Source organism: Rhodococcus sp. 06-418-5 (assembly GCF_002258285.1).
Lineage (GTDB): Bacteria > Actinomycetota > Actinomycetes > Mycobacteriales > Mycobacteriaceae > Rhodococcoides.
The window spans coordinates 620,643-643,672 of sequence record NZ_NOYE01000037.1; the positions used below are offsets into that span (position 1 = coordinate 620,643).

Annotated in this window: 24 protein-coding genes, 1 pseudogene and 1 riboswitch; of the genes and pseudogenes, 8 read left to right on the top strand and 17 right to left on the bottom strand. The window is 64.5% G+C overall.

Annotated features, from left to right (window positions below):
- Window positions 1–50 precede the first annotated feature (50 nt).
- Window positions 51–398 (top strand): TfoX/Sxy family protein, encoded by a 348-nt coding sequence (locus CH274_RS28220; protein ID WP_094659530.1) that lies wholly within the window; start codon window positions 51–53, stop codon window positions 396–398.
- A 43-nt stretch (window positions 399–441) separates the two neighbouring features.
- On the opposite strand, the pseudogene CH274_RS28225 reads toward CH274_RS28220, so the two are convergent.
- From CH274_RS28225 to CH274_RS28260, 9 genes and pseudogenes are all read right to left on the bottom strand, one after another.
- A pseudogene (locus CH274_RS28225) lies at window positions 442–783 on the bottom strand (deaminase); the annotation flags it as partial.
- Between the two features lie 18 nt (window positions 784–801).
- Window positions 802–957: a hypothetical protein gene (locus CH274_RS29870; RefSeq protein ID WP_256993720.1), complete on the bottom strand. Its 156-nt coding sequence runs from the start codon at window positions 955–957 to the stop codon at window positions 802–804.
- Between the two features lie 11 nt (window positions 958–968).
- Complete coding sequence (locus tag CH274_RS28230) at window positions 969–2,405, bottom strand: MFS transporter (RefSeq protein WP_094659531.1); 1,437 nt, start codon at window positions 2,403–2,405, stop codon at window positions 969–971.
- 10 nt (window positions 2,406–2,415) lie between these two features.
- On the bottom strand, window positions 2,416–2,940 hold the full coding sequence (locus CH274_RS28235; protein ID WP_094630952.1) for a GNAT family N-acetyltransferase: 525 nt from the start codon (window positions 2,938–2,940) through the stop codon (window positions 2,416–2,418).
- Between the two features lie 16 nt (window positions 2,941–2,956).
- Entirely contained in the window at window positions 2,957–3,985 is a 1,029-nt protein-coding gene (locus CH274_RS28240; protein WP_094659532.1) for an FAD-dependent oxidoreductase, read from the bottom strand.
- Between the two features lie 7 nt (window positions 3,986–3,992).
- On the bottom strand, window positions 3,993–4,970 hold the full coding sequence (locus tag CH274_RS28245) for an ABC transporter substrate-binding protein (RefSeq protein ID WP_094659533.1): 978 nt from the start codon (window positions 4,968–4,970) through the stop codon (window positions 3,993–3,995).
- A 34-nt stretch (window positions 4,971–5,004) separates the two neighbouring features.
- Window positions 5,005–5,802, bottom strand: coding sequence for an amino acid ABC transporter ATP-binding protein (locus tag CH274_RS28250; protein ID WP_094659534.1), 798 nt, complete (start codon window positions 5,800–5,802; stop codon window positions 5,005–5,007).
- Window positions 5,799–6,764, bottom strand: a complete 966-nt coding sequence (locus CH274_RS28255) for an amino acid ABC transporter permease (protein WP_373453951.1) — start codon at window positions 6,762–6,764, stop codon at window positions 5,799–5,801. The genes CH274_RS28250 and CH274_RS28255 overlap by 4 nt, the downstream gene beginning before the upstream one ends.
- A gap of 116 nt (window positions 6,765–6,880) precedes the next feature.
- Window positions 6,881–6,974, bottom strand: a riboswitch (SAM riboswitch).
- Between the two features lie 103 nt (window positions 6,975–7,077).
- Complete coding sequence (locus tag CH274_RS28260) at window positions 7,078–8,433, bottom strand: LLM class flavin-dependent oxidoreductase (protein WP_094659535.1); 1,356 nt, start codon at window positions 8,431–8,433, stop codon at window positions 7,078–7,080.
- A 203-nt stretch (window positions 8,434–8,636) separates the two neighbouring features.
- Here CH274_RS28260 and CH274_RS28265 point away from each other — a divergent pair, with 203 nt between their 5' ends.
- From CH274_RS28265 to CH274_RS28280, 4 genes are all read left to right on the top strand, one after another.
- Window positions 8,637–8,975 carry a WhiB family transcriptional regulator gene (locus CH274_RS28265; protein ID WP_371828383.1) on the top strand — a complete coding sequence of 113 codons (339 nt, stop codon included), beginning with the start codon at window positions 8,637–8,639 and terminating at the stop codon, window positions 8,973–8,975.
- Between the two features lie 87 nt (window positions 8,976–9,062).
- The gene (locus CH274_RS28270; protein ID WP_094631006.1) at window positions 9,063–9,821 is read left to right on the top strand and encodes an HAD-IIA family hydrolase; all 759 of its coding nucleotides are present in this window, start codon (window positions 9,063–9,065) and stop codon (window positions 9,819–9,821) included.
- On the top strand, window positions 9,821–10,894 hold the full coding sequence (locus CH274_RS28275) for an isochorismate synthase (RefSeq protein ID WP_094659536.1): 1,074 nt from the start codon (window positions 9,821–9,823) through the stop codon (window positions 10,892–10,894). Before CH274_RS28270 ends, CH274_RS28275 begins: the two co-directional genes overlap by 1 nt.
- Before the next feature lie 179 nt (window positions 10,895–11,073).
- Window positions 11,074–12,015: a TauD/TfdA dioxygenase family protein gene (locus CH274_RS28280; RefSeq protein ID WP_179275885.1), complete on the top strand. Its 942-nt coding sequence runs from the start codon at window positions 11,074–11,076 to the stop codon at window positions 12,013–12,015.
- 5 nt (window positions 12,016–12,020) lie between these two features.
- Here the strand turns inward: CH274_RS28280 and CH274_RS28285 are convergent, their stop codons facing one another.
- The 4 genes from CH274_RS28285 to CH274_RS28300 are packed head-to-tail and all read right to left on the bottom strand — an operon-like array spanning window position 12,021 to window position 15,122.
- Window positions 12,021–13,244, bottom strand: a complete 1,224-nt coding sequence (locus tag CH274_RS28285) for an O-succinylhomoserine sulfhydrylase (RefSeq protein ID WP_094659632.1) — start codon at window positions 13,242–13,244, stop codon at window positions 12,021–12,023.
- The gene (locus CH274_RS28290) at window positions 13,241–13,654 is read right to left on the bottom strand and encodes a rhodanese-like domain-containing protein (protein WP_094659537.1); all 414 of its coding nucleotides are present in this window, start codon (window positions 13,652–13,654) and stop codon (window positions 13,241–13,243) included. Before CH274_RS28290 ends, CH274_RS28285 begins: the two co-directional genes overlap by 4 nt.
- Before the next feature lie 45 nt (window positions 13,655–13,699).
- The gene (locus tag CH274_RS28295; RefSeq protein ID WP_094659538.1) at window positions 13,700–14,227 is read right to left on the bottom strand and encodes an Rv0361 family membrane protein; all 528 of its coding nucleotides are present in this window, start codon (window positions 14,225–14,227) and stop codon (window positions 13,700–13,702) included.
- A gap of 34 nt (window positions 14,228–14,261) precedes the next feature.
- On the bottom strand, window positions 14,262–15,122 hold the full coding sequence (locus tag CH274_RS28300) for a TauD/TfdA dioxygenase family protein (RefSeq protein ID WP_094659539.1): 861 nt from the start codon (window positions 15,120–15,122) through the stop codon (window positions 14,262–14,264).
- Between the two features lie 296 nt (window positions 15,123–15,418).
- Here CH274_RS28300 and CH274_RS28305 point away from each other — a divergent pair, with 296 nt between their 5' ends.
- Window positions 15,419–16,804 carry an FAD-dependent oxidoreductase gene (locus CH274_RS28305; RefSeq protein WP_094659540.1) on the top strand — a complete coding sequence of 462 codons (1,386 nt, stop codon included), beginning with the start codon at window positions 15,419–15,421 and terminating at the stop codon, window positions 16,802–16,804.
- Between the two features lie 67 nt (window positions 16,805–16,871).
- Here CH274_RS28305 and CH274_RS28310 read toward each other — a convergent pair whose 3' ends face one another.
- Window positions 16,872–17,741: an SMP-30/gluconolactonase/LRE family protein gene (locus CH274_RS28310; RefSeq protein WP_179275886.1), complete on the bottom strand. Its 870-nt coding sequence runs from the start codon at window positions 17,739–17,741 to the stop codon at window positions 16,872–16,874.
- 55 nt (window positions 17,742–17,796) lie between these two features.
- On the opposite strand from CH274_RS28310, the gene CH274_RS28315 reads away from it, so the two are divergent.
- Window positions 17,797–18,543, top strand: coding sequence for an amidohydrolase family protein (locus tag CH274_RS28315; protein ID WP_032397393.1), 747 nt, complete (start codon window positions 17,797–17,799; stop codon window positions 18,541–18,543).
- A gap of 1 nt (window position 18,544) precedes the next feature.
- Here CH274_RS28315 and CH274_RS28320 read toward each other — a convergent pair whose 3' ends face one another.
- Complete coding sequence (locus CH274_RS28320) at window positions 18,545–19,027, bottom strand: DUF456 domain-containing protein (RefSeq protein ID WP_094659542.1); 483 nt, start codon at window positions 19,025–19,027, stop codon at window positions 18,545–18,547.
- 24 nt (window positions 19,028–19,051) lie between these two features.
- Window positions 19,052–20,248, bottom strand: a complete 1,197-nt coding sequence (gene purT / locus CH274_RS28325) for a formate-dependent phosphoribosylglycinamide formyltransferase (RefSeq protein WP_094659543.1) — start codon at window positions 20,246–20,248, stop codon at window positions 19,052–19,054.
- 95 nt (window positions 20,249–20,343) lie between these two features.
- Between purT and CH274_RS28330 the strand changes: the two genes are divergently transcribed.
- Window positions 20,344–21,420 (top strand): CaiB/BaiF CoA transferase family protein, encoded by a 1,077-nt coding sequence (locus CH274_RS28330; RefSeq protein WP_032397394.1) that lies wholly within the window; start codon window positions 20,344–20,346, stop codon window positions 21,418–21,420.
- A gap of 85 nt (window positions 21,421–21,505) precedes the next feature.
- Here CH274_RS28330 and yczR read toward each other — a convergent pair whose 3' ends face one another.
- Complete coding sequence (gene yczR, locus CH274_RS28335; RefSeq protein WP_094630961.1) at window positions 21,506–22,987, bottom strand: MocR-like transcription factor YczR; 1,482 nt, start codon at window positions 22,985–22,987, stop codon at window positions 21,506–21,508.
- Between the last annotated feature and the right edge of the window lie 43 nt (window positions 22,988–23,030).

The window sequence follows — 23,030 nt, forward strand, 5'->3', positions numbered from 1 at the left end:
GATGCGGAACAGGTCTTCGATGAGTGCAGCGACCACCGGAGAGGCAGGACATGCCGTACGACGAGCTACTCGCAGACCGCGTCCGCGCCACTCTCGCCGATGAAGCGAATCTGCGCGAGCAGAAGATGTTCGGCGGTCTGGCGTTTATGGTGCGCGAGAAAATTCTGGTGTGCGTCGGGACCGGAAACCGCGCTCTGCTGGTTCGTGTCGACGATGTGCGCGAACCCGAATATCTCCAGCGGGAGGGAGCACACCACGCCGTGATGGGACGAGACCGGTCGATGGGCCAAGGGTGGATAACCGTCGACGCAAACTCGCTGAACAGCGAAAAGGCACTGGAATTCTGGGTCGCCGCCGCGCTCGAATACAACGCGAACACTGCAGACCGGACGCGCTGATCGCTACCCACACAGCGAGACGTCCTCGCTACTGATTGCCGAGTTAACGCGCCCACCGGCGCATTCCTGCCGGACCCGTTCCCTCTGCGTATCTACGGAACAGCCTCCGGGACTCGTCACGACGAATCCCGCCGAGCACCTCGCGTGGCTTGACGAAGTGCGGAGACTGGACCGGTGGTTGCCAAACACGCAATAGTTCGGCCGCTCCGTCGTCGGGCGACTCGAGAGCAAACCACACTCTGCTCACGCCGAGCGCGACAGCAGCGCCCATGCACATAAGACACGGCTCGACGGTCACCGCAAGAGTCAACTCGCCCGAGGCCGGACGAAACCCGAGCGCCCTGTCTGCCTGTTCCAGAGCGAGCAGATCAGCATGTACAAGACGTCGACCCTGCGCTCGCTCCTATGCGTACGCCCTTCCGAGCATCCGTTCGGCGTCGAAGACCACTGCCCCGATCGGCAATTCGCCCCGGTCCAGACCCTCGGTGGCAACCTCGATCGCGGTACCGATTGCCGAGTGCGGTGGGTGCCCACCCGGCGGGATATCGTCGTTCTTCACATCCGCTCCGGTCACGACTTCGGGCCTTCGAGGCCTCGTCTACGACGCGCGTCGGCGATGGCGAAGACGAGCGACAACAACAGCATTGCGAGACACACTCCCAGTCCAGCGGCGACGGCCCGGCCGTAACCACCCGCCGAGGACCCGAGTATCCCGAGATAGATCCCCGATACCGCCGCCAACGCAATTGTCGCCGAGAGTCGTTGTGACAGTTGCAGGAAAGCAGCTGCGACGCCACTCGCCCCGGCCGGGGCGTACTCGAGGGTCAATCCACGATTGGGTGCGTCCACCAGACCGCTCGCGACCCCCGACACGGCCGCAAGTACTACGAAAACGATCACCACATGTTCTCGCGGAACGGTATTGACCGTACCGATGTACCCGGCGACCACTGCGATTTCGACGACAACCGCCCCCACCACCGCCGAACGTCCGAACCTCGACACGAGCCGCCAACCGAACGCCGAGGTGACGGCCATCATCAGCGAACTCCCAGCCATCACCAGAGCCGCACGCAGAGCACTGAAGCCGAGTCCTTCGATCAGATACAGGCTGAGCACCGCGTTGAGGGCCAGCACCGCGCCGAACCAGAACATCGCCACCAACGTGCCCAAGACGTAACCGCGTCGAGCCAGAAGCTCAGGCAGCAGAACGGGCACACTCCCGCGTGCCGCGAAACGCCGCTCCCACAACAGGAACCCGACCAGCATCGCGCCCGAGGCAGACACCGACAACACCTTGAACACGAACGCCATCGACGACACCAATGGAAGCAACAGCAGCAGCGTTGCAGTACCCAGCGCGAGCAACCCCACGGAATCGACGCGGACACCCTGCCGAGCAACGCGATCCGGCCGCAAATACACCACAGCGAGGATCAGCGTCACCACCGCGAACGGTACGTTCAGCATCAACAACACTCGCCAGCCGATGTCCGGATCGAGCCGGCCGAGCAATGCGCCACCGAGCACGGGACCACACAGCCCGGCCACACCGCCCGCCGTGCTGTACGCGCCCAACGCCCGTGCTCGTTCCCGACCGGAGAATCGATCGGTGATGATGCCGAGCACCTGAGAAGACACCACTCCGGCACCCACACCCTGGCCGAGTCGAGCGGCCACAACCATCCACGGGTCGGCAGCCATCGCGCCGAGTAGCCCCATAACCGAGAACAATGCGAGCCCGCACAGGAACAACCGGCGACGACCGATCACGTCTCCGAGCCGTCCTGATGGGACCAGCGCCAACCCGAACGTCAGTGAGTAGCTCGCCAGAATCCACTGGACCTCGGAGGTACCGGCACCGAGCGAACTACGGATAGCGGGTATCCCGATGCCCAGGACGGCCGAGTCGAGCAAGGTAGTGAAACCTGCTGCTGCGCATACGATTGCTTCTGCAGTGGTGCCGGCGGTTCGAGTGTCCAGTCGTGGCGCGGGTGGGGCACTCACTGCAACGGGCTCATTCGAGACTCTTCTCGAAGGGATGTGATCCGACAGTCCTGGACGGCAGGCTCCGGTCGTACAGTGGGGTGTATCCGGCTGACAAGTACAGCGCCACAGCCTCGGGCTGGTTCCAGCCGGTCGTCAGATACACGCGGCGATATCCGCGCTCACGTGCGCTGCGTTCCAGCTCCGCAACGACACGCTTGCCGAATCCCCTGCCGCGGTGCTCTTTCGAGGTCCAGATACGTTTGAGCTCAGCGGTATCCGAGTCGTACTGCCGGTACGCACCTCCCGCCACAGGAACGCCGTCGGACAATGCTATGACCAGCACACCGCCCGGCGGGGCGAATTCCTGTGCGGGATACGACTTCAATTCTTGGTACTGAACGCCGGGACTACGGCCGTACCTGGACGCGTACTCGTTCGCCAGCTCCTGGAGCAGAGGCGCCGCGAGTGGATCGTTCTGATCGACTTCGACGAAGGTAAGCCGCCCTGGACCGGCGTCGCCAGTGCGGGTGTTCAGGTCGAACGTTGCGCTCATGTGCTTCCTGTCTCGTCTATCCGTCGACCAGATCTGCGACCAGTTCCCCGACCGCAGGGGCGAACTTGAATCCGTGGCCCGAGAATCCCGCAGCGACAACGGTGTTGCCTGTGCGTCCGATGGCGAAGTTGGAATCGGGCGTACTGGTGTACAGGCACGTCAGCGGGTCGGCCGTATCGGCGTTCACTCCCGGGAGCCAGTTGCGTGCGTACGCGATCAGGCGATCGACTCCCGCTGGTTCGGGCACGAAGTCGCGGGTGTTCGGATCGACGACCGGTCCCATGGCGTGTTCGCCGATCTTGATGCCGTCGAGTGAGGACAAGCCGTAGATGCCGGCCGTATCCAGAAGTGCACCGGGATGATGAATGAAGCTCGGCCACTCCACGTCCGGGCACAACGGTACGAAATGTGCCGGCTGTTCCTGGGTGGTGACCAAAGGCGGAATCACTCCCTGCGGCACGAACTCGGATGTCCACGCTCCTGTAGCGAGGACGACCACGTCGGCCACGTAGGTGCGAGTGTCCGTCACCACGTCGGAGCCGGAGAGCTCGCGCACTGGCGTCTCGTATTCGACGATCGCACCGCGCGATCGAGCTGCTGCCGTTGCCGCGGCGACGCTGCGATCGGCGTGCAGTCGCCCGGCCTCGGCATGGAACAGCACAGTGGTGTCGAATCGAAGTCCGGTCCACCGCCGCTGCGCAGCAACCGGTTCGAGAACCTCGAACTCGAGCCCGGCTCGCTTCAGTGCGTCGATCCTCGGATTCACCGTCGCCGGATCTCCATGATCCACAGCCCCTGTGATGTCCAACAAGCCGGTGTCGGTAGCGGTTTCGAGATCTCGCCAGAGCGTGTGCGCCCGAGCGGCCAGTGATACGTAGTGGTCGTCGGCGTAGGCATGCCGAAAGATTCGCGAACTGCCGTGCGAGGCACCGTTCTTGTGTCCCGGACCGAATTGCTCGAGCACGGTGACGTCGTGCCCGCGTTCGGCGATCTGCCACGCCGACGACGCTCCGACGATGCCGCCGCCGACGACCACTACTTTCACCGTGTACCTACGCTGCGGGCTTGCGAGGCAGCCCGGGCGGATTGATGACGGACTCGGAGACGGCCTCGGACTGGAGGCCCCACCGATCGATGACCCGCTGGTAGCTGCCGTCGTCGATGGCATGTTGCAGTGCCTCGTGGATGGCCTCGATGAGACCGTTGTCCTTCTTGGTCAGGACCGCGATCTCGCCCTGCAACGCATCGCCGGCCCCGGAGAACGTCCCGACGACCTTCGATTCTCCACTGGTTGCCGCGTGGTAGACGGCAGAGGGGTTGGGGCCGAGATAGCCGTCGATTCGCTTCGATCCCAGCGCCAGGTAGTAATCGGACGTGTTCTGGTAGTAGGCGAGCTCTGCCGGTGCGAGACCTTCGGCCACGTTGGCCTCGTTCCAGTCCACCAGCAGCTGCTCCTGGTTGGTGCCGGAGCCGACGCCGATCTTCTTGCCTGCGATGTCCTGACGCTTCTCGACCTTCCAGTCGGTGTCCTTCTGGGTCTCGAAGGCGAGGTTGTCGAGACGGTACGTGGCGAAGTCGTACTTGTCCTTGCGCTCCTCGGTGACCGTGACGTTGGAGATGAACACGTCGTTCTCACCGGAGTCGATCTTGACGAAGTTCTGCGACCAGTCGGCAACCTGCAGATCGACGTTCAGCCCGAGAATGTCGCCGACGAGGTAGGAGAAGTCGACCTCGGATCCGACGATGGTGGTGTCGTCGGTGGCGTAGAAGCGCAGTGGCGGCGCAGTTCCGCCCGAGCCGGTGACGATCAGGGTTCCTCGGTCCCGAATGGCCTGTGGCACTTTCGCTGCGATCTCGTCGACCTTGTCGACCCGGACTCGTTCGGTCTGCTCGGGCGAGAGGTCGAAGCTTTGTCCCTGCTCGGTGACGACCTGCGACTCGGCCGCGGGTTCGCTGCAGGCGGTCGCAGTGAGCGCCACGATGGCCAATGCTGCGGCCATGACCGTCAGCCTGCGTGATGGTTTCGACATGGGTGTTGTCCGTCTTTCGCTGAAGTGAGGTGGTTTACAGAACGTGGGAGAGGAAAGCTTTGGTCCGCTCGTGCTGCGGCGAATCGAGAAGTGTTGCAGGAGGCCCTTGTTCGACGATCACACCGGAATCCATGAACACGACGGTGTCGGCGATCTCGCGGGCGAAGCCCACCTCGTGCGTGACGATCACCAGAGTGGCACCGTCGCGGGCGAGTCCACGGATGACTTCGAGCACCTCGCCCACGAGCTCCGGATCGAGTGCCGAGGTGGGCTCGTCGAACAGAATCACTGTGGGGCGTAGCGCCAGTGCCCTCGCAATGGCCACTCGCTGCTGCTGGCCACCGGAGAGCCGACGAGGGTAGTCGTGCGCTTTTGCGGCGACACCGACCCGCTCGAGCAATGCCAGTGCCTCGGGCTCGACGTCCGCACGCTTGCGCTTCTGCGCCGAGATCGGTGCCTCGATGACGTTTTCGAGCACCGTCAGGTGAGGGAAGAGGTTGAAGTTCTGGAATACGAATCCGATCTGCGAACGCTGGCGCAGGATGTCGCGATTGCTGAGCTCGTGCAGCTTCGAACCCTTGCGCCGGTATCCCACCAGGTCTCCGTCGACGCGGACGGTGCCCTGGTCGACCTTCTCGAGGTGGTTGAGAGCACGGAGCAGCGTGGACTTACCGGATCCGGACGGGCCGATGATCACGGTGACCTCACCGGGGCGAACGGTCAGGTCGACACCCTTGAGAACCTCGAGAGCACCGTAGGACTTGTGCACCCCGCGCACTTCGACGGCGTACTTCGTTTCCGATCTGGACGTGCCGGCATCGAGCGTGGTCATCGTGTTGCTCCTCGCGGGGCCAGGCTGATCTCGGCCAGCTTCTTCCGTAGTTTCTGAATCGGCGTGAGCTCGATGGTGCGGACGGCACCCTTGGCGTAGTGCCGTTCCACGTAGTACTGCACCACCGACAGAATCGAGGTGAGAATGATGTACCAGACGGTGGCCACCATCAGCAGCGGTACGACTCGGCCGCTTCGGCCGTAGATGACCTGAACCTGATAGAACAGCTCGGCGATGGCCATGACGGAGACGATCGAGGTGCCCTTGAACAGGCTGATCACCTCGTTGGCGGCGTTGGGGAGAATGCCTCGCATCGCCTGTGGGAGGACGATCTTGAAGAACTCTCGGCGCTTCGGAATACCCAGTGCTGCAGATGCTTCCAGCTGCCCCTGGTCCACCGAGATGATTCCGGCGCGGACGATCTCGGCGGAGTATGCAGCCTGATGCAGGGCCAGTCCGATGATCGCAGCTGTCGAGCCACTGATGACGTTGTTGACGTCGAACTCGAAGAAGCTGGGACCGAACGGAATCCCCAGCGACAGGGTCTGATACAGGTACGCAATGTTGAACCAGAACAACAGCTGCACGATCAGTGGAATGGATCGAAACGCCCAGATGTAGAACCACGAGATCACCTGCAGGACGGGATTGTTCGACAGCCTCGCCACCGCTAGGGCGATGCCGAGGGCGAAGCCGATCAGGGTCCCCCAGAACGTGAGCTGGATGGTGAGCCACAGAGCCGAGAGCACCGATTTCGCCGTGAAGTACTGAGCGAAAGTGCCCCAGTCCCATCCAGCATTGGTGGCCAACCCGTGCAGGAACTGAGCGACCACGACCAAGGTGGCGACGCTGATGACCCAACGCCACGGATGCCACTTCCTGGCGACGACGAGTTGCTCGTCCGGCAGTTCTGCGGTGTCGCTCGAACCGGTGGATGTCGGCGAGGTCTGTAGTTGCGTCACCGGAGCCGCCGGTGCGGATGGGCAGCGATCATCGCTGTGGTGCCTTTCGAAAGGGTGGACTGTGAGTACGCGAACCGGTCAGGCGGGCGTACGGATACAGGTGTTCATCAGCAGTTCCTCCATCGGTCCTGGCGGTAGCACCCACACGCCCGAGGGCGGGGTTGCTGCGACGTCGTAGAGCCAAGGTCTCTCGGTCGCTCTGGATGGTGACAGGAATGTATAGAACTTCAGATTGAAAAGTCAAGTGCGCGTGGTCTTTCGGGTTGAAATCACGATGATTTCAACCCTTGCCACGTTTCCGACCTGCCTGGTGTCAGCTGAAGGCGCCCCGGTATCGGGCAGCCGGATGCGACGCGGGCAGTCTGTCCCGGCCGGTGAGTTTGGCTCGGACGGTGCCCCGGCCGTAATCCCGTTGCGCCAGCCCGCGTTGCCGAAGAACCGGCATCAGATGTTCGACGAATTCCAGGTAGCTGCCCGGGATCGTCGAGTTGATGACGTTGATCCCGTCGACGCCGGCGTCGCGCCACTGTTCGAGACGATCGGCGATGGACTCCGGCGTTCCCACCACCCGCCCGCTCCGAGTCCGCATGTGCGCCAGATCCCGAACGGTGGGTTCTCGATCGGTGATCGCTTCGCGTAGCCACGCCAACGTGCTCTGCGAGCCTTCTCCCTGCACCTGACCGATCGGGGTGTCCAGATCGTAGGAGCCCAGATCTATGCCGATCCCACCCGCAGCGTGCGCGATCATCGCCTCGTCGTCGACGTATTCGTCCAACTCCGCTTCTCTGCGTCGAGCTTCGCTCTCGGTACTACCGATGACGAACGACAGACCCTGGAAGAATTCGAGGTCTCCAGGGGACCTCCCTTCCTCGACGACCAGACGGCGCGTGTCGGCGATGAGCGAGCGCGCGGCCTCGGGTGTCGGAGAGGCGATGAACTGGGCCTCGGCGTTGCGCGCAGCGAAGCGTCGGCCCGTCGGCGATGATCCGGCCTGGAACAACAACGGTGTCCGCTGCGGAGACGGAGCCACGAGATGCGGGCCCTCGACGCTGTAGCGCGCACCTACATGGTCGATCTTGTGCACCTTCGAGAAGTCACCGTGTCGACCGGATGCTTTGTCCTGCAACAGAGCTCCATCGTCCCACGACCCCTCCCACAGCTTGTACACGACGTCGACGTACTCGTCCGCCCAGGCGTATCGATCCTCGTGCAGAGCCAGATCTCCGTAGCCGAAGTTGCGCCAGGCGTTGGGTGACAGGCTCGTGACGATGTTCCAGGCGATACGGCCGTTCGACGCATGATCGAGCGTGGACATCTTCCGCGCGAAGTTGAACGGATGCTCCTGCAGAATCGACGAGGTCAAGGCGATCCCGAGATGCTCTGTCGCGTAAGCGATCGCCGACGCGATCACGGTGGGATCGTTGCTGGGAATCTGCAAACCGGACTCGACGAACTTCTCCCACGAACCTCGATGGTCGTCGTACAGCCCCACGACATCGGCAAAGAACACGAAATCGAACTTGCCTCGCTCGAGTTGTTTCGCCAACGACACCCAATGCTCCAACGAGGAGAAGTCGGACTGCTCCGCTTCCGGCTTGCGCCACGCACCGTGCACGATATGAGAGGTGGTGTTCATGACGAATGCGGAGAACCTGAGCGGCCGAGTCATATCTGCACCTTGCCACGAATCCCCACGGCCCGGCGATGCTGCAACACTCCGCAGCCGTCGACAACGCACCGACTCCAGCCCCTCGAATCAGCCTGATTTCAATCATTGCGTCGCACCATCGACCCGGCGAGCCTTTTCGGTAGCGAATCGTTCTGCGCGGGCCGGGTCTCGCGCAGCGTCGACGAAAGGAATGGGTCGCCACGATGCCGAACAACTCTGCCACGTCGAAGAACACCGCAATCGCCATGATCGAACGCAGAATCTCCTCCACCACCGAATCCTGGGATTGGCAGGTCGACGCACTGTGCCGCGGCCAGGACTCGGAGATCTTCTTCTCCCCGTCCGGCGAAGGCCGCTCGGCTCGCCGCGCACGGGAGGACCGCGCGAAGCAGGTGTGCGCGGGCTGCGGGGTCATCGACGAGTGCCGACGATTCGCACTGGCCGCCAACGAACCGTTCGGAGTCTGGGGCGGAACGACAGCCCGGGAGCGACAACAGCACCGAGCCAACTCCCGGCGTGCGGAGGAACTGCAGGCGAGTTAGTACCGTAGTCGCGCCTTCGGTGCGACCGCCGTAGTTCACAATGGATGGGTGAGCGAAACCGAGAAGCCTCAGCAGTGGACGTACCTGATGGACATGGACGGCGTGCTCGTCCACGAGGATCACCTGATCCCCGGTGCCGACACGTTCCTCGCCGAGCTGCAGGCCAACGAGATCCCGTTCATCGTGCTGACCAACAATTCGATTCGCACCCCCCGTGACCTGCGCGCGCGTCTCGCATTCACCGGTCTGGACATTCCGGAGAAGTCGATCTGGACCTCCGCCCTCGCCACCGCGACGTTCCTGGGCAATCAGCGGCCCGGTGGTAGCGCCTACGTCGTCGGCGAGTCGGGTCTGACCACCGCCCTGCACGACATCGGCTACACCCTCACCGACTCCAGCCCCGATTACGTGGTGCTCGGCGAGACCCGGACGTACTCGTTCGAGGCCATCACCACCGCCATTCGTCTCGTCGAGAGGGGTTCGCGCTTCATCGCAACCAACCCCGATGCCACCGGCCCGTCCCGCGAGGGGTCACTGCCCGCCACCGGTTCGGTGGCCGCGCTGATCACCAAGGCCACCGGTAAGGAGCCGTACTACGTCGGCAAGCCCAACGCGTTGATGATGCGGTCGGCCCTGCGCGCGATCGGCGGACATTCCGAGAACACGCTGATGATCGGCGACCGGATGGACACCGACGTGCTCTCGGGCCTGGAAGCCGGACTGCAGACCATCCTGGTCCTCACCGGGATTTCGACGGTCCAGTCCGTCGAGCAGTACCCGTACCGGCCGACCAAAGTTCTCGATTCCGTCGCAGACCTGGTGGGCCGCACGCAGAACCCGTTCTGATGACTCTCGAATTCGCTCTGTCCCGCCATGATCACCACGTCGTCGGGCTGGGTGTCCGGCACGCGTTTCCCGATATCGCCGACGCAGTCGCAGCGGTGCGGGACGGCCGAAACGTCGTCGGCGCAATCCCTTTCGACATGTCCGACGCCACCGCCCTGATCGAGCCGGAGGAGTTCTACCGCCTCGACGGCCCCTGGTCGACGGTCGATGCTCAACCGCCGTTGCCCGAGGTGACCGTCGCACGACAGATTCCCGATCCCGACGTGCACGTGCAGCGAGTGCGGGATGTCGTCGAGCAGCTGAAAGCCGGTGTGGCCGAGAAGATCGTCCTCGCGCGGGCCATCGAGGTGACGGCGGATTCGCCGATCGACGCTGCCTCGGTGCTCAGCTCTCTGGTCTCACGCGATCCGATGGGCAACGGCTTCCTGGCGGACCTGTCCCCCGCCACGCATCGGGGTAGGCACATCGTCGGCGCGAGCCCGGAACTGTTGGTTCGCAAGCGCGGCAACATCGTCACCTGCCATCCGTTCGCCGGCACGGCCGCACGATCGACCGACCCCGACGAGGAAGCGCGCATCTCCGCGGCGTTGGCGGCCAGTGCGAAGGATCAGGCCGAACATCGCTTCGTCGTCGACGAGATCCGGGCTGCGTTGACGCCGTTCTGCGAGACGCTGGAGGTGCCCGAGTCGCCACAGCTCAGCAGTACTCCGCAGCTGTGGCACCTGTCGACGCCGATCGTCGGCACCTTGGCCGACCCCGAGACCTCGGCGCTCGACCTCGCGCTGGCACTGCACCCCACCGCTGCCGTCGCCGGTGTCCCCCGAGCGGCAGCGATGGCGGCGATCGCAGACGTCGAGGGCTCCCGCGGCTTCTACGCCGGAGCGGTCGGCTGGACCGACGGCAGCGGCGACGGCGAGTGGATGGTGACGATCCGCTGTATCGAGCTCTCGGCAGACGGACTTTCGGGAACGGCCACGGCAGGTGGGGGCATCGTCGCCGATTCCGACCCCGACGCCGAGCTGGACGAGACCACGGCCAAGTTCCGCACCGTTCTCAGCGTGTTCGAGCACTGACGTCCACCGGTACACCGCGACCGATCGATCGTGGTGTCGAGATCCTGGTGTCGAGATCCTGGCATTGAGATCACGGTGAATCGAACTGTGTACATCCACGATCGACAGTGGTCAGCTTGTTGAATTACGCACTGCGCCGGTGTGATTCGGGCAGTCTTCGACCAGCGAAAGGTATCGACATGTCGGTGGACACTCTTGCCGAGAATACGACAGCTCTGCGTGCGATCAAGATCGGCGGCAACCTCGGTGCCCGCATCGAGGGCGTGCGACTCGGCGGCGATCTCGATGCCGACACTGTCGAGTTCGTTCGTCGGGCTCTGCTCGAGCACAAGGTCATCTTCTTCGGCGGCCAGCACCATCTCGACGACGAAAGCCAGTATGCGTTCGCCGAATTGCTCGGGTCGCCGACCACCCCGCACCCGACGGTGACCTCCCGTGGCACCAGGACACTGGCCATCGACTCCGAATACGGCAAGGCCAACAGCTGGCATTCGGATGTGACCTTCGTCGACCGCATCCCGAAGGCCTCGATCCTGCGTGCGGTCAGCCTCCCGGAATACGGCGGGAACACCACGTGGGCCTCACAGACCGCCGCCTACGCTCAGCTGCCGGATTCACTGAGGGCGTTGGTGGACAACCTCTGGGCCACGCACTCGAACAACTACGACTACTCGGCGACTGCTGCAGAGAAGATCAGGAACGACAAGACCGAGGAGTACCGAAAGGAGTTCCAGTCCACATACTTCGAGACCGAACACCCAGTCGTCCGCGTACACCCCGAGACCGGCGAGAAGACTCTGCTACTCGGTCACTTCGTGAAGAACTTCATCGGATTGTCGACCAAGGAGTCGCAGACGCTGTTCGATCTCCTACAGAATCGAGTGACCAAGCTGGAGAACACTGTTCGCTGGACCTGGAGCCTCGGCGACGTGGCCATCTGGGACAACCGTGCCACCCAGCACTACGCCGTCGCCGACTGGGACGATCAGTACCGTCGCCTCGAACGCATCACCTTGGCGGGCGACGTGCCGGTACACCCGAACGGTGAGAGAAGCCGAGTGGTTGCAGGCGATGCCGCGCACTACTCTCTCATCGACAAACCGGTACCGGTGACACTCTGACCCAGCTACTTCAGCGCCTGATCCAGATCCCCGATCAAATCCTCGGTGTCCTCCAGACCGATCGAGATGCGTACGACGCCGTCGGTGATGCCCACTGCTGCACGGCCTTCCGGCCCCGTCGCGCGGTGCGTGGTGGTCGCCGGATGCGTGATCAGTGTCTTCGAGTCGCCGAGGTTGTTGGAGATGTCGACGATGCGCAATGCGTCGAGCACCTCGAAGGCACGCTTCTTGCCCTCGCCCTCGGGAGCGTCGAGCTCGAACGTCACGACGGTACCGCCGCCCGACATCTGCGACTTCGCCAGCTCGTACTGCGGATGCGACTGCAGGAACGGGTATTTCACCCAGCGCACCGCCGGGTGAGTTTCGAGGAACTCGGCGATCTGCAGCGCCGATTTCACCGAATGCCGCACCCGCACCGGCATCGTCTCCAAGCCCTTGAGCAATGTCCAGGCGTTGAACGGGCTCAGCGCCGGGCCTGTGTGTCGCATCAGAGTCTGCACCGGTCCTTCGATGTACTCCTTCGAGCCGAGGATGGCACCGCCGAGAACCCGCCCCTGGCCGTCGATGTGCTTGGTACCCGAGTACACGACCACGTCGGCACCGAGTGCGAGGCTGCGCTGCAGCAGCGGCGTCGCGAACACATTGTCCAGCACCACCGTTGCGCCGGCCGCATGAGCCAGTTCGGAGACGCGCCTGACGTCGACCAACGACTGCATCGGATTGGACGGGGTCTCGAAGAACACCGCCGTGGTCGGCACCGACAGCGCCTGCTCCCACTGCTCGAGGTCTTCGCCGTCGACGAAGACGGTCTCGACTCCCCACCGCGGCAGAATCTCGTTGCACACCACGAAGCACGACCCGAAAAGACTACGCGCAGCGACCAATCGGTCACCGGCCTTCAGCAAGGCACCCAACGCGGTGAACACCGCGGACATTCCGCTCGAGGTTCCGAAGCATGCCTCGGCACCCTCGATCAGCCGCAGCCGTTCCTCGAACATCTTGACCGTCGGGTTGCCGTAGCGCGAGTACACGAAATGATCGATTTCACCGGTGAACGCCTGCTCGGCCGCACCGGCACTCTCGTACACGAAACCCGAAGAGAGATAGAGGGCTTCGGCGTTCTCGTCGAAGCCGGATCGCATCAGGCCGCCGCGCACTCCCAGCGTTCCCTGACCCACGCCCTCGGGCAAGGGCTTGTCGAATCCGCCGCCTTTGGGAAGGTTCGTCACGACTGCCTCCACGGCAACCCGACCGCACGCCAACCCGTGGCTCCGCGGTGGCCTTCGGCGTCGGTGGCGCCTTCGAAGCCGTCGAGCACGTTGTAGGACGGACCGATGCCCGCTGCCGTCGCGGCCTCGGCGGCTCCGATGGATCGCTGACCGGAGCGGCACAGGAACACCACCGGTCGATCGCCGTCCACGCCTGCGGCTTTGAGATCGTCGACGAAGTTGGCGTTCCGGGCACCGTCGGGGAAGCTGACCCACTCGATCAGGTGCGTCGGGCGGTCGATGCCGGAGGTGTCCGGAACTCCGACGTACTGCCACTCGGCGCGCGTACGAACGTCCACGAGCACGGCCTCGGGGTTGCTCTGCAACAACTCCCAGGCAGCTTCCGGGGTTATGTCACCTGCGTAGGTCACTGGATCAGCCTTCCGTCACTTGCCGTTACGTCACACATACCGAGATCAGACATTGCACACCAGCCACTTGTCGTCGACGCGGAGGAACTTCCACACGTCGTCGGTCTGCGCTCCGGATTTCTCTTCCTTCAGCGGGACCGTGACCATTCCGCGGTCGCCGTTGACCTGATAGTCGGAGGGCACCCCGTCGATCGACGTCTCGCCGTTCCGCTCGACCTCGCCTGCTCGATCGGTTCGGTACTGCGCATCGTCGTCCGGAACGAGGCGCTCGACCTGATCGAAGCAGGTGTTCTGGCGCAGCAAGTCTGCGTCGCCGGTGTTCTGTGCCTCGAGGAATCCGTCGACGGCGTCGGTGAGCAACTGGGCCTGCGTCACGTTGTCCTCGGCAGGTGCGAACTTCGAGGCCGCGAAGATGCCGACCAGCAACACCACGACGACGCCGACGGCGAGGATGAACGGCCACGCGTTGGGCGGACGCTGCTCGCCGGAGTCGGCAGCCGCCTTGGACGCGTTGTTGCGCGCTTCCTCACGACTGTCGACCCACTGCTGCCTACGTTCACTCCACGACGCCATGCGGCCAATCTTCCTCGATCCGACGGGCCGGGCACTATCGGGGTCCGACGGGAATGTCTCCTCGCAACGTGATGCGGTGCATCTTGCGGTGCTCGGTGCCGTAGTCGCGATTGGCGTAGTGCGAGGTGCTGCGGTTGTCCCACAGCACCAGATCGCCCAAGCGCCAGCGGTGCCGCACGATGTGTTCGGGCTTGGTCAGGTGCGCGTACAGCAGATCCAGAATTCCGCGGCTCTCGGCCTCCGACACCCCCACGATGTGGGAGGTGAAACCTGGATTGACGAACAGCCCCTTGCGGCCGGTTTCCGGATGGACCCGCACGACGGGATGTTCGACGGGGACCAGCGCGGTGACCTCCTTGCCGTCCCACACGTTGCCTTTTCCGCCGCGCTTCTGCGCGAGGTAGTAGCCGAACTCGCGGTTGCCGTCGTGCATTGCCGTGAGCCCGTCGATCATTCGGCGGACCGGTGCGGACAGCGATTCGTAGGCGAGCTGACTGTCGGCCCAGTTGGTGTCGCCACCGTGCGGCGGTAGGACGACGGGACGCAGGATCGAGCCCATCGGCGGGCGTTCCATGAACGTGACATCGGTGTGCCAGACGTCGGCGAATCCGTTGTCCTGGCTGTCGAGGGCGTAGACCTCGGGGGCGACGTGACCGCTGTCGTGCACCGGATGACCTGCGGTGAGGTCACCGAGCCTGCGGCCGAAATCGATGTGGCCCGCGTCGTCGAGCGTCTGTCCACGCAGCACGAGAACCTTGTGTTCGACGAGGGCTCGTCGTACGGCGTGAATCTGGCTGTCCGACGCCGACGCGACGTCGAGGCCGATGACCTCGGCACCGAAGCTCGGGCCGAGCTTGTCGAGAGTGAGAGTTGCGGTCTGTTCCAGAGTGGTCATGTGTCCTCGAATCCGTGCACGGTCGAGCGCTGATCTTCGGCAACGCTGCCGTCGAGAGAGGGGTCCCGTCCTGCTGGAGGAGGGGAAGGGGCGTCGGGTCTTGTCACCGACAACACATGTTGGTGCAGGTACGACAGAAGTCGACGGTGAACCGTCGGACCAGGTATGTCGTGTGCACAGAGCAATTCCTACCGGAAACCGGGAAATCCGGCAAGTTGCCCACTGCCCCAGCTCAGGTAGTCCTTAATTTATGCTGGGGTGTCCGCACTTCCCTCGAAGAAGGTAGCTCGCTGCACATGACCGATCAGACTCGTCCACTCCGCGTCGCCATCGTCGGTGCCGGACCGGCAGGCATCTACGCCGCCGACGCGCTCATGAAGTCCGACCACAATGTCAGCGGACCGGGCGTCAGCATCGACCTCTTCGAGCGCATGCCTGCGCCGTTCGGGCTGATCCGCTACGGCGTGGCCCCCGATCATCCGCGCATCAAGGGCATCATCACCGCCCTGCACAAGGTGCTCGACAAGCCGCAGGTTCGCCTCCTCGGCAACATCGACTACGGCACCGACATCACGTTGGACGACCTGCGCCGCTTCTACGACGCCGTCATCTTCTCCACCGGTGCCAACGCGGACCGCGCCCTCAACATCCCCGGCATCGACCTCGAGGGCAGCTACGGTGCCGCCGACTTCGTCTCCTGGTACGACGGCCACCCGGACGTGCCGCGCACCTGGCCGCTCGAGGCCGAGAAGGTCGCCGTCCTGGGTGTCGGAAACGTCGCTCTCGACGTCGCGCGCGTGCTCGCCAAGACCGGTGACGAACTGCTCCCCACCGAGATCCCCGCCAACGTCTACGAGGGCCTCAAGGCCAACAAGGCCGTCGAGGTGCACGTCTTCGGCCGCCGCGGACCGGCTCAGGCCAAGTTCACCCCGCTCGAGCTGCGCGAGCTCGACCATTCCCCCAACATCGAGGTCATCGTCTCTCCCGAGGACATCGACTACGACGAGGGCTCCGAGCAGGCCCGCCGCAGCTCCAAGCAGATCGACATGGTCGCCAATACCCTGCAGGACTGGGCCATCCGCGACGTCGGCAGCCGCCCGCACAAGCTGTTCCTGCACTTCTTCGAGTCTCCCCACGAGGTACTCGGCGAGGACGGCAAGGTCGTCGGTCTACGCACCGAGCGCACCGAGCTCGACGGCACCGGCAACGTCAAGGGCACCGGCAAGTACAACGACTGGGACGTTCAGGCCGTCTACCGCGCGGTCGGCTACCTCAGCCAGAACATCAGCCAGCTCCCGTTCGACGAGCAGGCAGGCACCATCCCCAACGAGGCCGGACGCGTCGTCGAGTCCCCGTCGTCCACCACGCCCGTTCCGGCCACGTACGTCACCGGCTGGATCAAGCGCGGACCCGTCGGCCTCATCGGCCACACCAAGGGCGACGCCAACGAGACCGTCGCGAATCTGCTCGAGGATGCGCCGACCTTCGTCGGCGCGGTCGAACCGGATCTCGATGCCGTCACCTCGTTCCTCGAAGGCAAGCAGGTCCCCTTCACCACGTGGGACGGCTGGTACCGGCTCGACGCGCACGAGCGCTCACTCGGCGAGCCCGAGGGCCGCGAGCGGGTGAAGGTCGTCGAGCGTGAGGACATGCTGAAGGCATCCGAGCCCGACAAGGCCTGAGTGCCTGCGGCAGTGGTGTGGTTGTGTGCCCCAGGGAGCGCACAACCGCACCACTGCGCGAAGCGCACTACACGCGAACTGCCAACAACTTGCCCTCGGTCTCGATCTTGCGTTGATGCTCGTTGAAATCCGGTGCAGCGCAGACGAACAGCGTGCGGCCGTCGGATCCGCCGAGTCCGCAGGCGAAGACTCCGAGATCGAAATCGAGTTGCTCGAGAACCTCCCCGCCCTGCGCAACGTGCAGCACTCGCTGCCCCAGTGCGTCGGCGATCCACATCGTGCCGTCGGTGTCGATGCAGCATCCGTCGGCGGCCACTTTCACCTCACCGATAGCCGTGGCCATGTCCGTCGACGACGGCAGTTCGCCGAACTTCGCCCAATCACGCCGCTCCCCCAGTGACCCGTCCTCGGCGATGTCGAAGGCACTGACCCGATTGCCGACCGTCTCGTCCACCAGCAGTTCGCCCGACGCGGTGAACGCCATTCCGTTGGGAAAGTACAGATCCGACGCCACGACGTGCGCGGAACCGTCCGGGTCGACGCGAATCAGGTCGGCCGTCTCGACGGGCGCGAAGTTCATCAGATCGAAGCCGAAGTTGCCGATGTACGCGCGCCCCTGGGCGTCGACGAGCATGTCGTTCAGATTCGCCCGAACATACGTCGACAGATCCGCGTGCACGGTCAGCGAACCGTCGTGCTCACGCAGTAGCAACTTGCAGTCACGCATCGACACGATCAGCAGCCGCCCGTCGGGCAACCATCCCAGGCCCGACGGCTGATTGGGCACCTCGGCTTCGACTCGTACGTCGGAGCCGTCCTCGAGGGCGGACACGACGCGATGGGAGTAGAAGTCCGATACCCAGATCCTCCCCTCGTGCCATCTCGGACATTCGAAGTAGGTGTATCCGTCGAGAACGACTGTGGTCTCCGGTTTCATGTTTCGAATTCAAACACCGCGGACGGTGGCCGCGACGCCGAATGCGCGAGCTGGCATGCTGGGGCCCGTGTTCGACGCCCACCTACACATCATCGACCCCGCGTTTCCGCTCATCGAGAACCACGGTTTCCTGCCCGATCCGTACACCGTCTCGAACTACCTCTACGACGTCGACGGGCTCGGTATCACCGGTGGCGCAGTGGTCTCGGGATCGTTCCAGGGCACCGACCAGACCTACCTGCTCGCGGCGTTGAAGACCCTGGGGCGTGGCTGGGTGGGCGTCACTCAGATCGATCCGGAGTGCTCCGACGAGGACATCGTCGCGCTGGACGACGCGGGTGTCCGCGGAATGCGGTTCAACCTCAAGCGCGGCGAGACGGACGTCCAGATGCTCACCACCCAGGCGCGGCGCGTGCACGAACTGGTGGGATGGCACGCCGAGCTGTACGTCGATGCGTCCCTGCTGCTCTCGCTCGAACCCATTCTCGCGAAGCTACCGGCCGTGAGCATCGACCATCTGGGACTGTCGACGCAGGGCCTGCCGTATCTGCTCGACCTCGTCGACCGCGGAGTACGCGTCAAGGCAACGGGATTCGGCCGGGTGGACCTCGACATCATCGACACTCTGCAGAAGATTCATCGCGTGAATCCGGCAGCGTTGATGTTCGGCACCGATCTGCCGGGCACCCGCGCCCCGCGTCCGTTCTCGGAGACCGACATCGACATCATTTCTCACGCCGTCGGCGGCGACCTCCCGGCGGTGCTCGACGGCAACGCCCGGGCCTGGTATCGGGTCTCCTGATCTATACGAGCACGGCTCCCCCGAGCCATACCGCCGAGGCGAGCAACGCGCCGAACAGCTCCACCAGGATGGACAGTCCTGCCGCCTTGGTGGCGTGCACGGTCGATCTCCATGCCTCGGAATGATTGCGATGCCTGGGCACCTCGGCCACGTAGACGCCGGCGATGAAGCCGACGAACAGTCCGACGACGGGGATGACGAAGAATCCGACGATGCCGAGCAGTCCGCCGACCATCAGCGACCGCATCGGCACACCCGCCTCCCGCATCCGACGGCCCGGCCAGGTGTACTTCACGACGCCGCTCAGAACCAACAACACCGTCGCGATCGCGAACACCGTCCAGGCGGCGGCTCCGCCGGTGACCCACGCCCACACGGCGACGGCCGCGAAGATCAAGATGGTGCCCGGCAGAATCGGGACGACGATACCGACGAGGCCGACCAGAATCACCAGGCCGACCAGGACCTCACCGAGCACGCTCATGGGCTCAGTGTGCCCTGTGCCGAGTCAGACGACAGGACGAACCTTGCCTGCTGCGTCGCGGGCCCTGCTCCGTGCCGTCTCGATGTCCGAGGCCGTCGACACCGCGACGCCCATCCGGCGTCGGACGAAGCTCGTCGGCTTGCCGAACAGGCGAAGATCGGTCTCGGGGACGGCCAGCGCATCGGCGACGCCCTCGAAGTGAATGCCGTCCGCGTCGACACCGCCGTAGATCACCGCCGACGCACCCGGCGACAGCAGCGTAGTGTCGATCGGCAGACCCAGAACGGCGCGGGCATGCAGCTCGAACTCCGAGAACCGTTGCGTACGAAGCGTCACCAGGCCCGTATCGTGCGGCCGCGGACTGACCTCGGAGAAGTACACGTTGTCGCCCTGCACGAACAGTTCGACGCCGAACAACCCACGCCCACCGAGCGCCGTCGTGATGCGCTCGGCGACGTCGCGCGCACCGGCCAGGGCCGCGTCGGACATCGGTTGTGGTTGCCAGGATTCGATGTAGTCGCCGGACTCCTGCAGGTGCCCGATCGGCTCGCAGAACGAAGTTCCGTCGCTCGCTCGAACGGTGAGAAGTGTTATCTCGTAATCGAAATCGACGAATCCCTCGACGATGACACGGCCGAGGTCGACGCGACCGCCCTTCAGGGCGTAGTCCCACGCCGCTTCGACGTCGTCCTCGCTGCGCACGACGGACTGCCCCTTGCCCGACGAGGACATGACGGGCTTGAGCACGGCAGGAAAGCCGATGGTGGACAACGCTTCTCGTACGTCTTCCAGCGAATCGGCGAACGCGTACGGTGACGTCGGCAGCCCGAGCTCCTCGGCGGCGAGACGCCTGATGCCCTCACGGTTCATGGTCAACTGCGTCGCGCGCGCCGTCGGGATCACCACACTCCTGCCCCGCGCTTCGACCTCGGCCAGGGCATCGGTCGCGATGGCCTCGATCTCCGGCACCACGAAATCCGGCTGCTGCGAATCGATCAGCGCCAGTAGTTCTTCCGAGTTGCTCATGTCGATCGTGAACGCGTGATGAGCCACGTGATGGCCAGGGGCGTTGTCGTAGCGATCGACGGCGATCACCTCGACGCCGAGGCGCTGGAACGCGATGATCACCTCTTTGCCCAGCTCACCCGAGCCGAGCAGCATCACCCGGGTGGCCCCGGGAGTGAGCGGTGTACCGATACGGACGGGATCTGGGGCAGTCACAGCCCTATTATCCACACCCCGATCGGTTGGACGACCTAGTACAAGTTAGTCTCCATTCACATTCGCAGGTGACGAGTCGGAACGAGGCAAACAACGTGTCGAACACTGGTGGACCACTCGCAGGGCTTCGCGTGGTCGAACTCGCGGGCATCGGGCCCGGCCCGCACGCCGCACTGCTGCTGGCCGACCTCGGCGCAGACGTCGTACGCGTCCAGCGTGCCGGGCAGATCTCTGCCCACGACCACCAGCTGCGCAGCCGCACCATCGTCGAGGCCAACCTCAAGGATCCGGCCGACATCGAGAAGGTGCTCGGTCTCGTCGAACGCGCCGACGTGCTGATCGAGGGCTTCCGACCCGGCGTCACCGAACGCCTCGGCCTCGGACCCGACGACGCCCTGGCCCGCAACCCACGCCTGGTCTACGGCCGCATGACCGGCTGGGGCCAGCAAGGCCCGTGGGCGCAGACCGCAGGCCACGACATCAACTACATCTCCGTCACCGGCGTGCTGAACGCAATCGGTCGCGAGGGCGAGCGCCCCGTGCCGCCGCTGAACATGGTCGGCGACTTCGGCGGGGGCTCGATGTTCCTCGTCTTCGGCATCATGGCGGCGCTCTACGAGCGCCAGAACTCCGGACAGGGCCAGGTGGTCGACGCGGCCATGGTCGACGGCACCGCCGCACTCTCGCACATGATCTGGGCCTGGCGTGGCGTCGGAGCCTGGAGCGACGACCGTGGCACGAACCTGCTCGATACCGGCGCACCGTTCTACGACACCTACGAGACCTCGGACGGCCGGTACATGGCAGTCGGCTCGCTCGAGCCGCAGTTCTACGCCCAGCTGCTCACCGGCCTCGGCCTCGCCGATGCGGACCTCCCGCCGCAGATGGACAAGTCGCGCTGGCCCGAGCTGCGCGAGAGATTCACCTCGACATTCCTGTCCAAGACCCGCGACGAATGGGCCGCGATCTTCGACGGCACCGACGCCTGCGTATCGCCGGTCCTCACCTTCGCCGAGGCCCCGAACCATCCGCACATGAAGGACCGCGACTCCCTCATCGACATCGGCGGCGTCACCCAGCACCGCCCGGCACCGCGCTTCTCCCGCACCGAAAACGGAGTCCCGACGCCACCGCCCGCCGCAGCAACCGATATCGCGTCGGTCTGGGTCTGATCTGTTTGCGCCGAACTCGAAGTTGTGGACGCTTTTCGGCTGATTTCCGTCCATAACTTCGAGTTCGCGGTCAGAACATGGCCGGTCAGAACACCAGCGCCGGCTGCTCCGATTCGGCGCTGGGAGCGAGGGCACGATAAGCAGCAGCCGTGGCCATCACCGCGGCCCGAAGCTCCTGTGGCTCACGGGTGTACGGCAACCTGAGGTAGCGCTCGAACGCACCCTCGACGCCGAATCGCGGGCCTGCCGCGAGTATCGCGCCGAATGCGGGCGCGGTGGCGGCGAGCGCACTCGACACCGGTGCAGGCAGCTGCAACCACAGCGACATGCCACCCTCGGAGCGGCGGTAGCGCCAGTCCGGAAGATGTTCGGCCAGAGCCTCTTCGAGTACGTCCCGACGCTCGCGCAAGTGCGATCGACGGAGCTCGAGCGCGGGTTCGGCGTCCTGCAACAGGAACGAGGACGCCAACTGATCCATGATCGAGGTACCGAGGTCGTGCGCTGCCCGCGAGCCCGCGAGCTGTGAGACGAGCGACGGATGCGCTCTGATCCATCCGATGCGCAGTCCGCCCCAGAACGACTTGGACGCCGAACCGATCGTGACGATGTCGGACCCCGAGACCCGCCCGAACGACGCGACCGGCGGCGGCGGCGGGGCGTCGAGCCATAGGTCCACCATGGTTTCGTCGACGATGAGCGTCATACGGGTGTCGCGGGTGATGCGTGCGAGTTCGGCCCGCCCCTCGGCACCGAGCACCTGCCCGGTTGGATTATGAAAGTCCGGAATCAGGTACGCAACCTTGGCTGCTGTTTGCCGTGCTGCACTGCGGATCCCGTCGAGATCCCAGTCGCCGTCGGCCGGACGTACCGGCACCGGTACGGGACGGGCACCCACTCGCCTGATGGCTTCGAGGGCGTTGGGATAGGTCGGGTGATCGATCAGCACCCGATCGCCGGGCGAGGTCAAGGTACCCAGCAGGAGCCGAACTGCTTGCTGCGCACCGGAAGTGACCATGATCTGGTCGGCCGTCGTCGGCAGGCCACGCTCGACGAAGCGTTGCGCGATGGCCTCCCGCAGCACCGCCAGACCGATGGGCTCCATGCCGTGCGTCGGAAGATAGGTCGGAAGTGCTTGCAGCGCAGACTCGTACGCCGCGGTCATGGTGCCGTCCGCTGCTGCCATCGCTGCGTGAGACATGTCCACGACCGGACCCGAAGGCGATGTCGACTGAATCAACATTCCGTTGGGGGTGGGCGCAGCGGGCAGAGCGACGGTACTGCGTGATCCCTGCTTACTGATCAGGTAGCCCTCGTCTCGCAGCACCGAGTACGAGGACGTGATGGTGGTACGACTGAGATCGAGAGCCGCGGACAGATCACGCTCACTGGGCAGACCGACGCCGAGCGGAATGCGACCGTCGTGAATCAGCAGTCGAACGCCATCGGCCAATGCGCGATACGTCGGACGCGACGCCTTGCGCCTCCCGGATCCGTCCGAGGACGCGTCGCCGCGCCAGCTGCCGAGATCGCGGGCCAGTGACGTTGCATTGAGGACTCTCGAAGCCATGCACTCCAGTATTCGCTTACTGGCCTCCGACATTCAAGTCCAT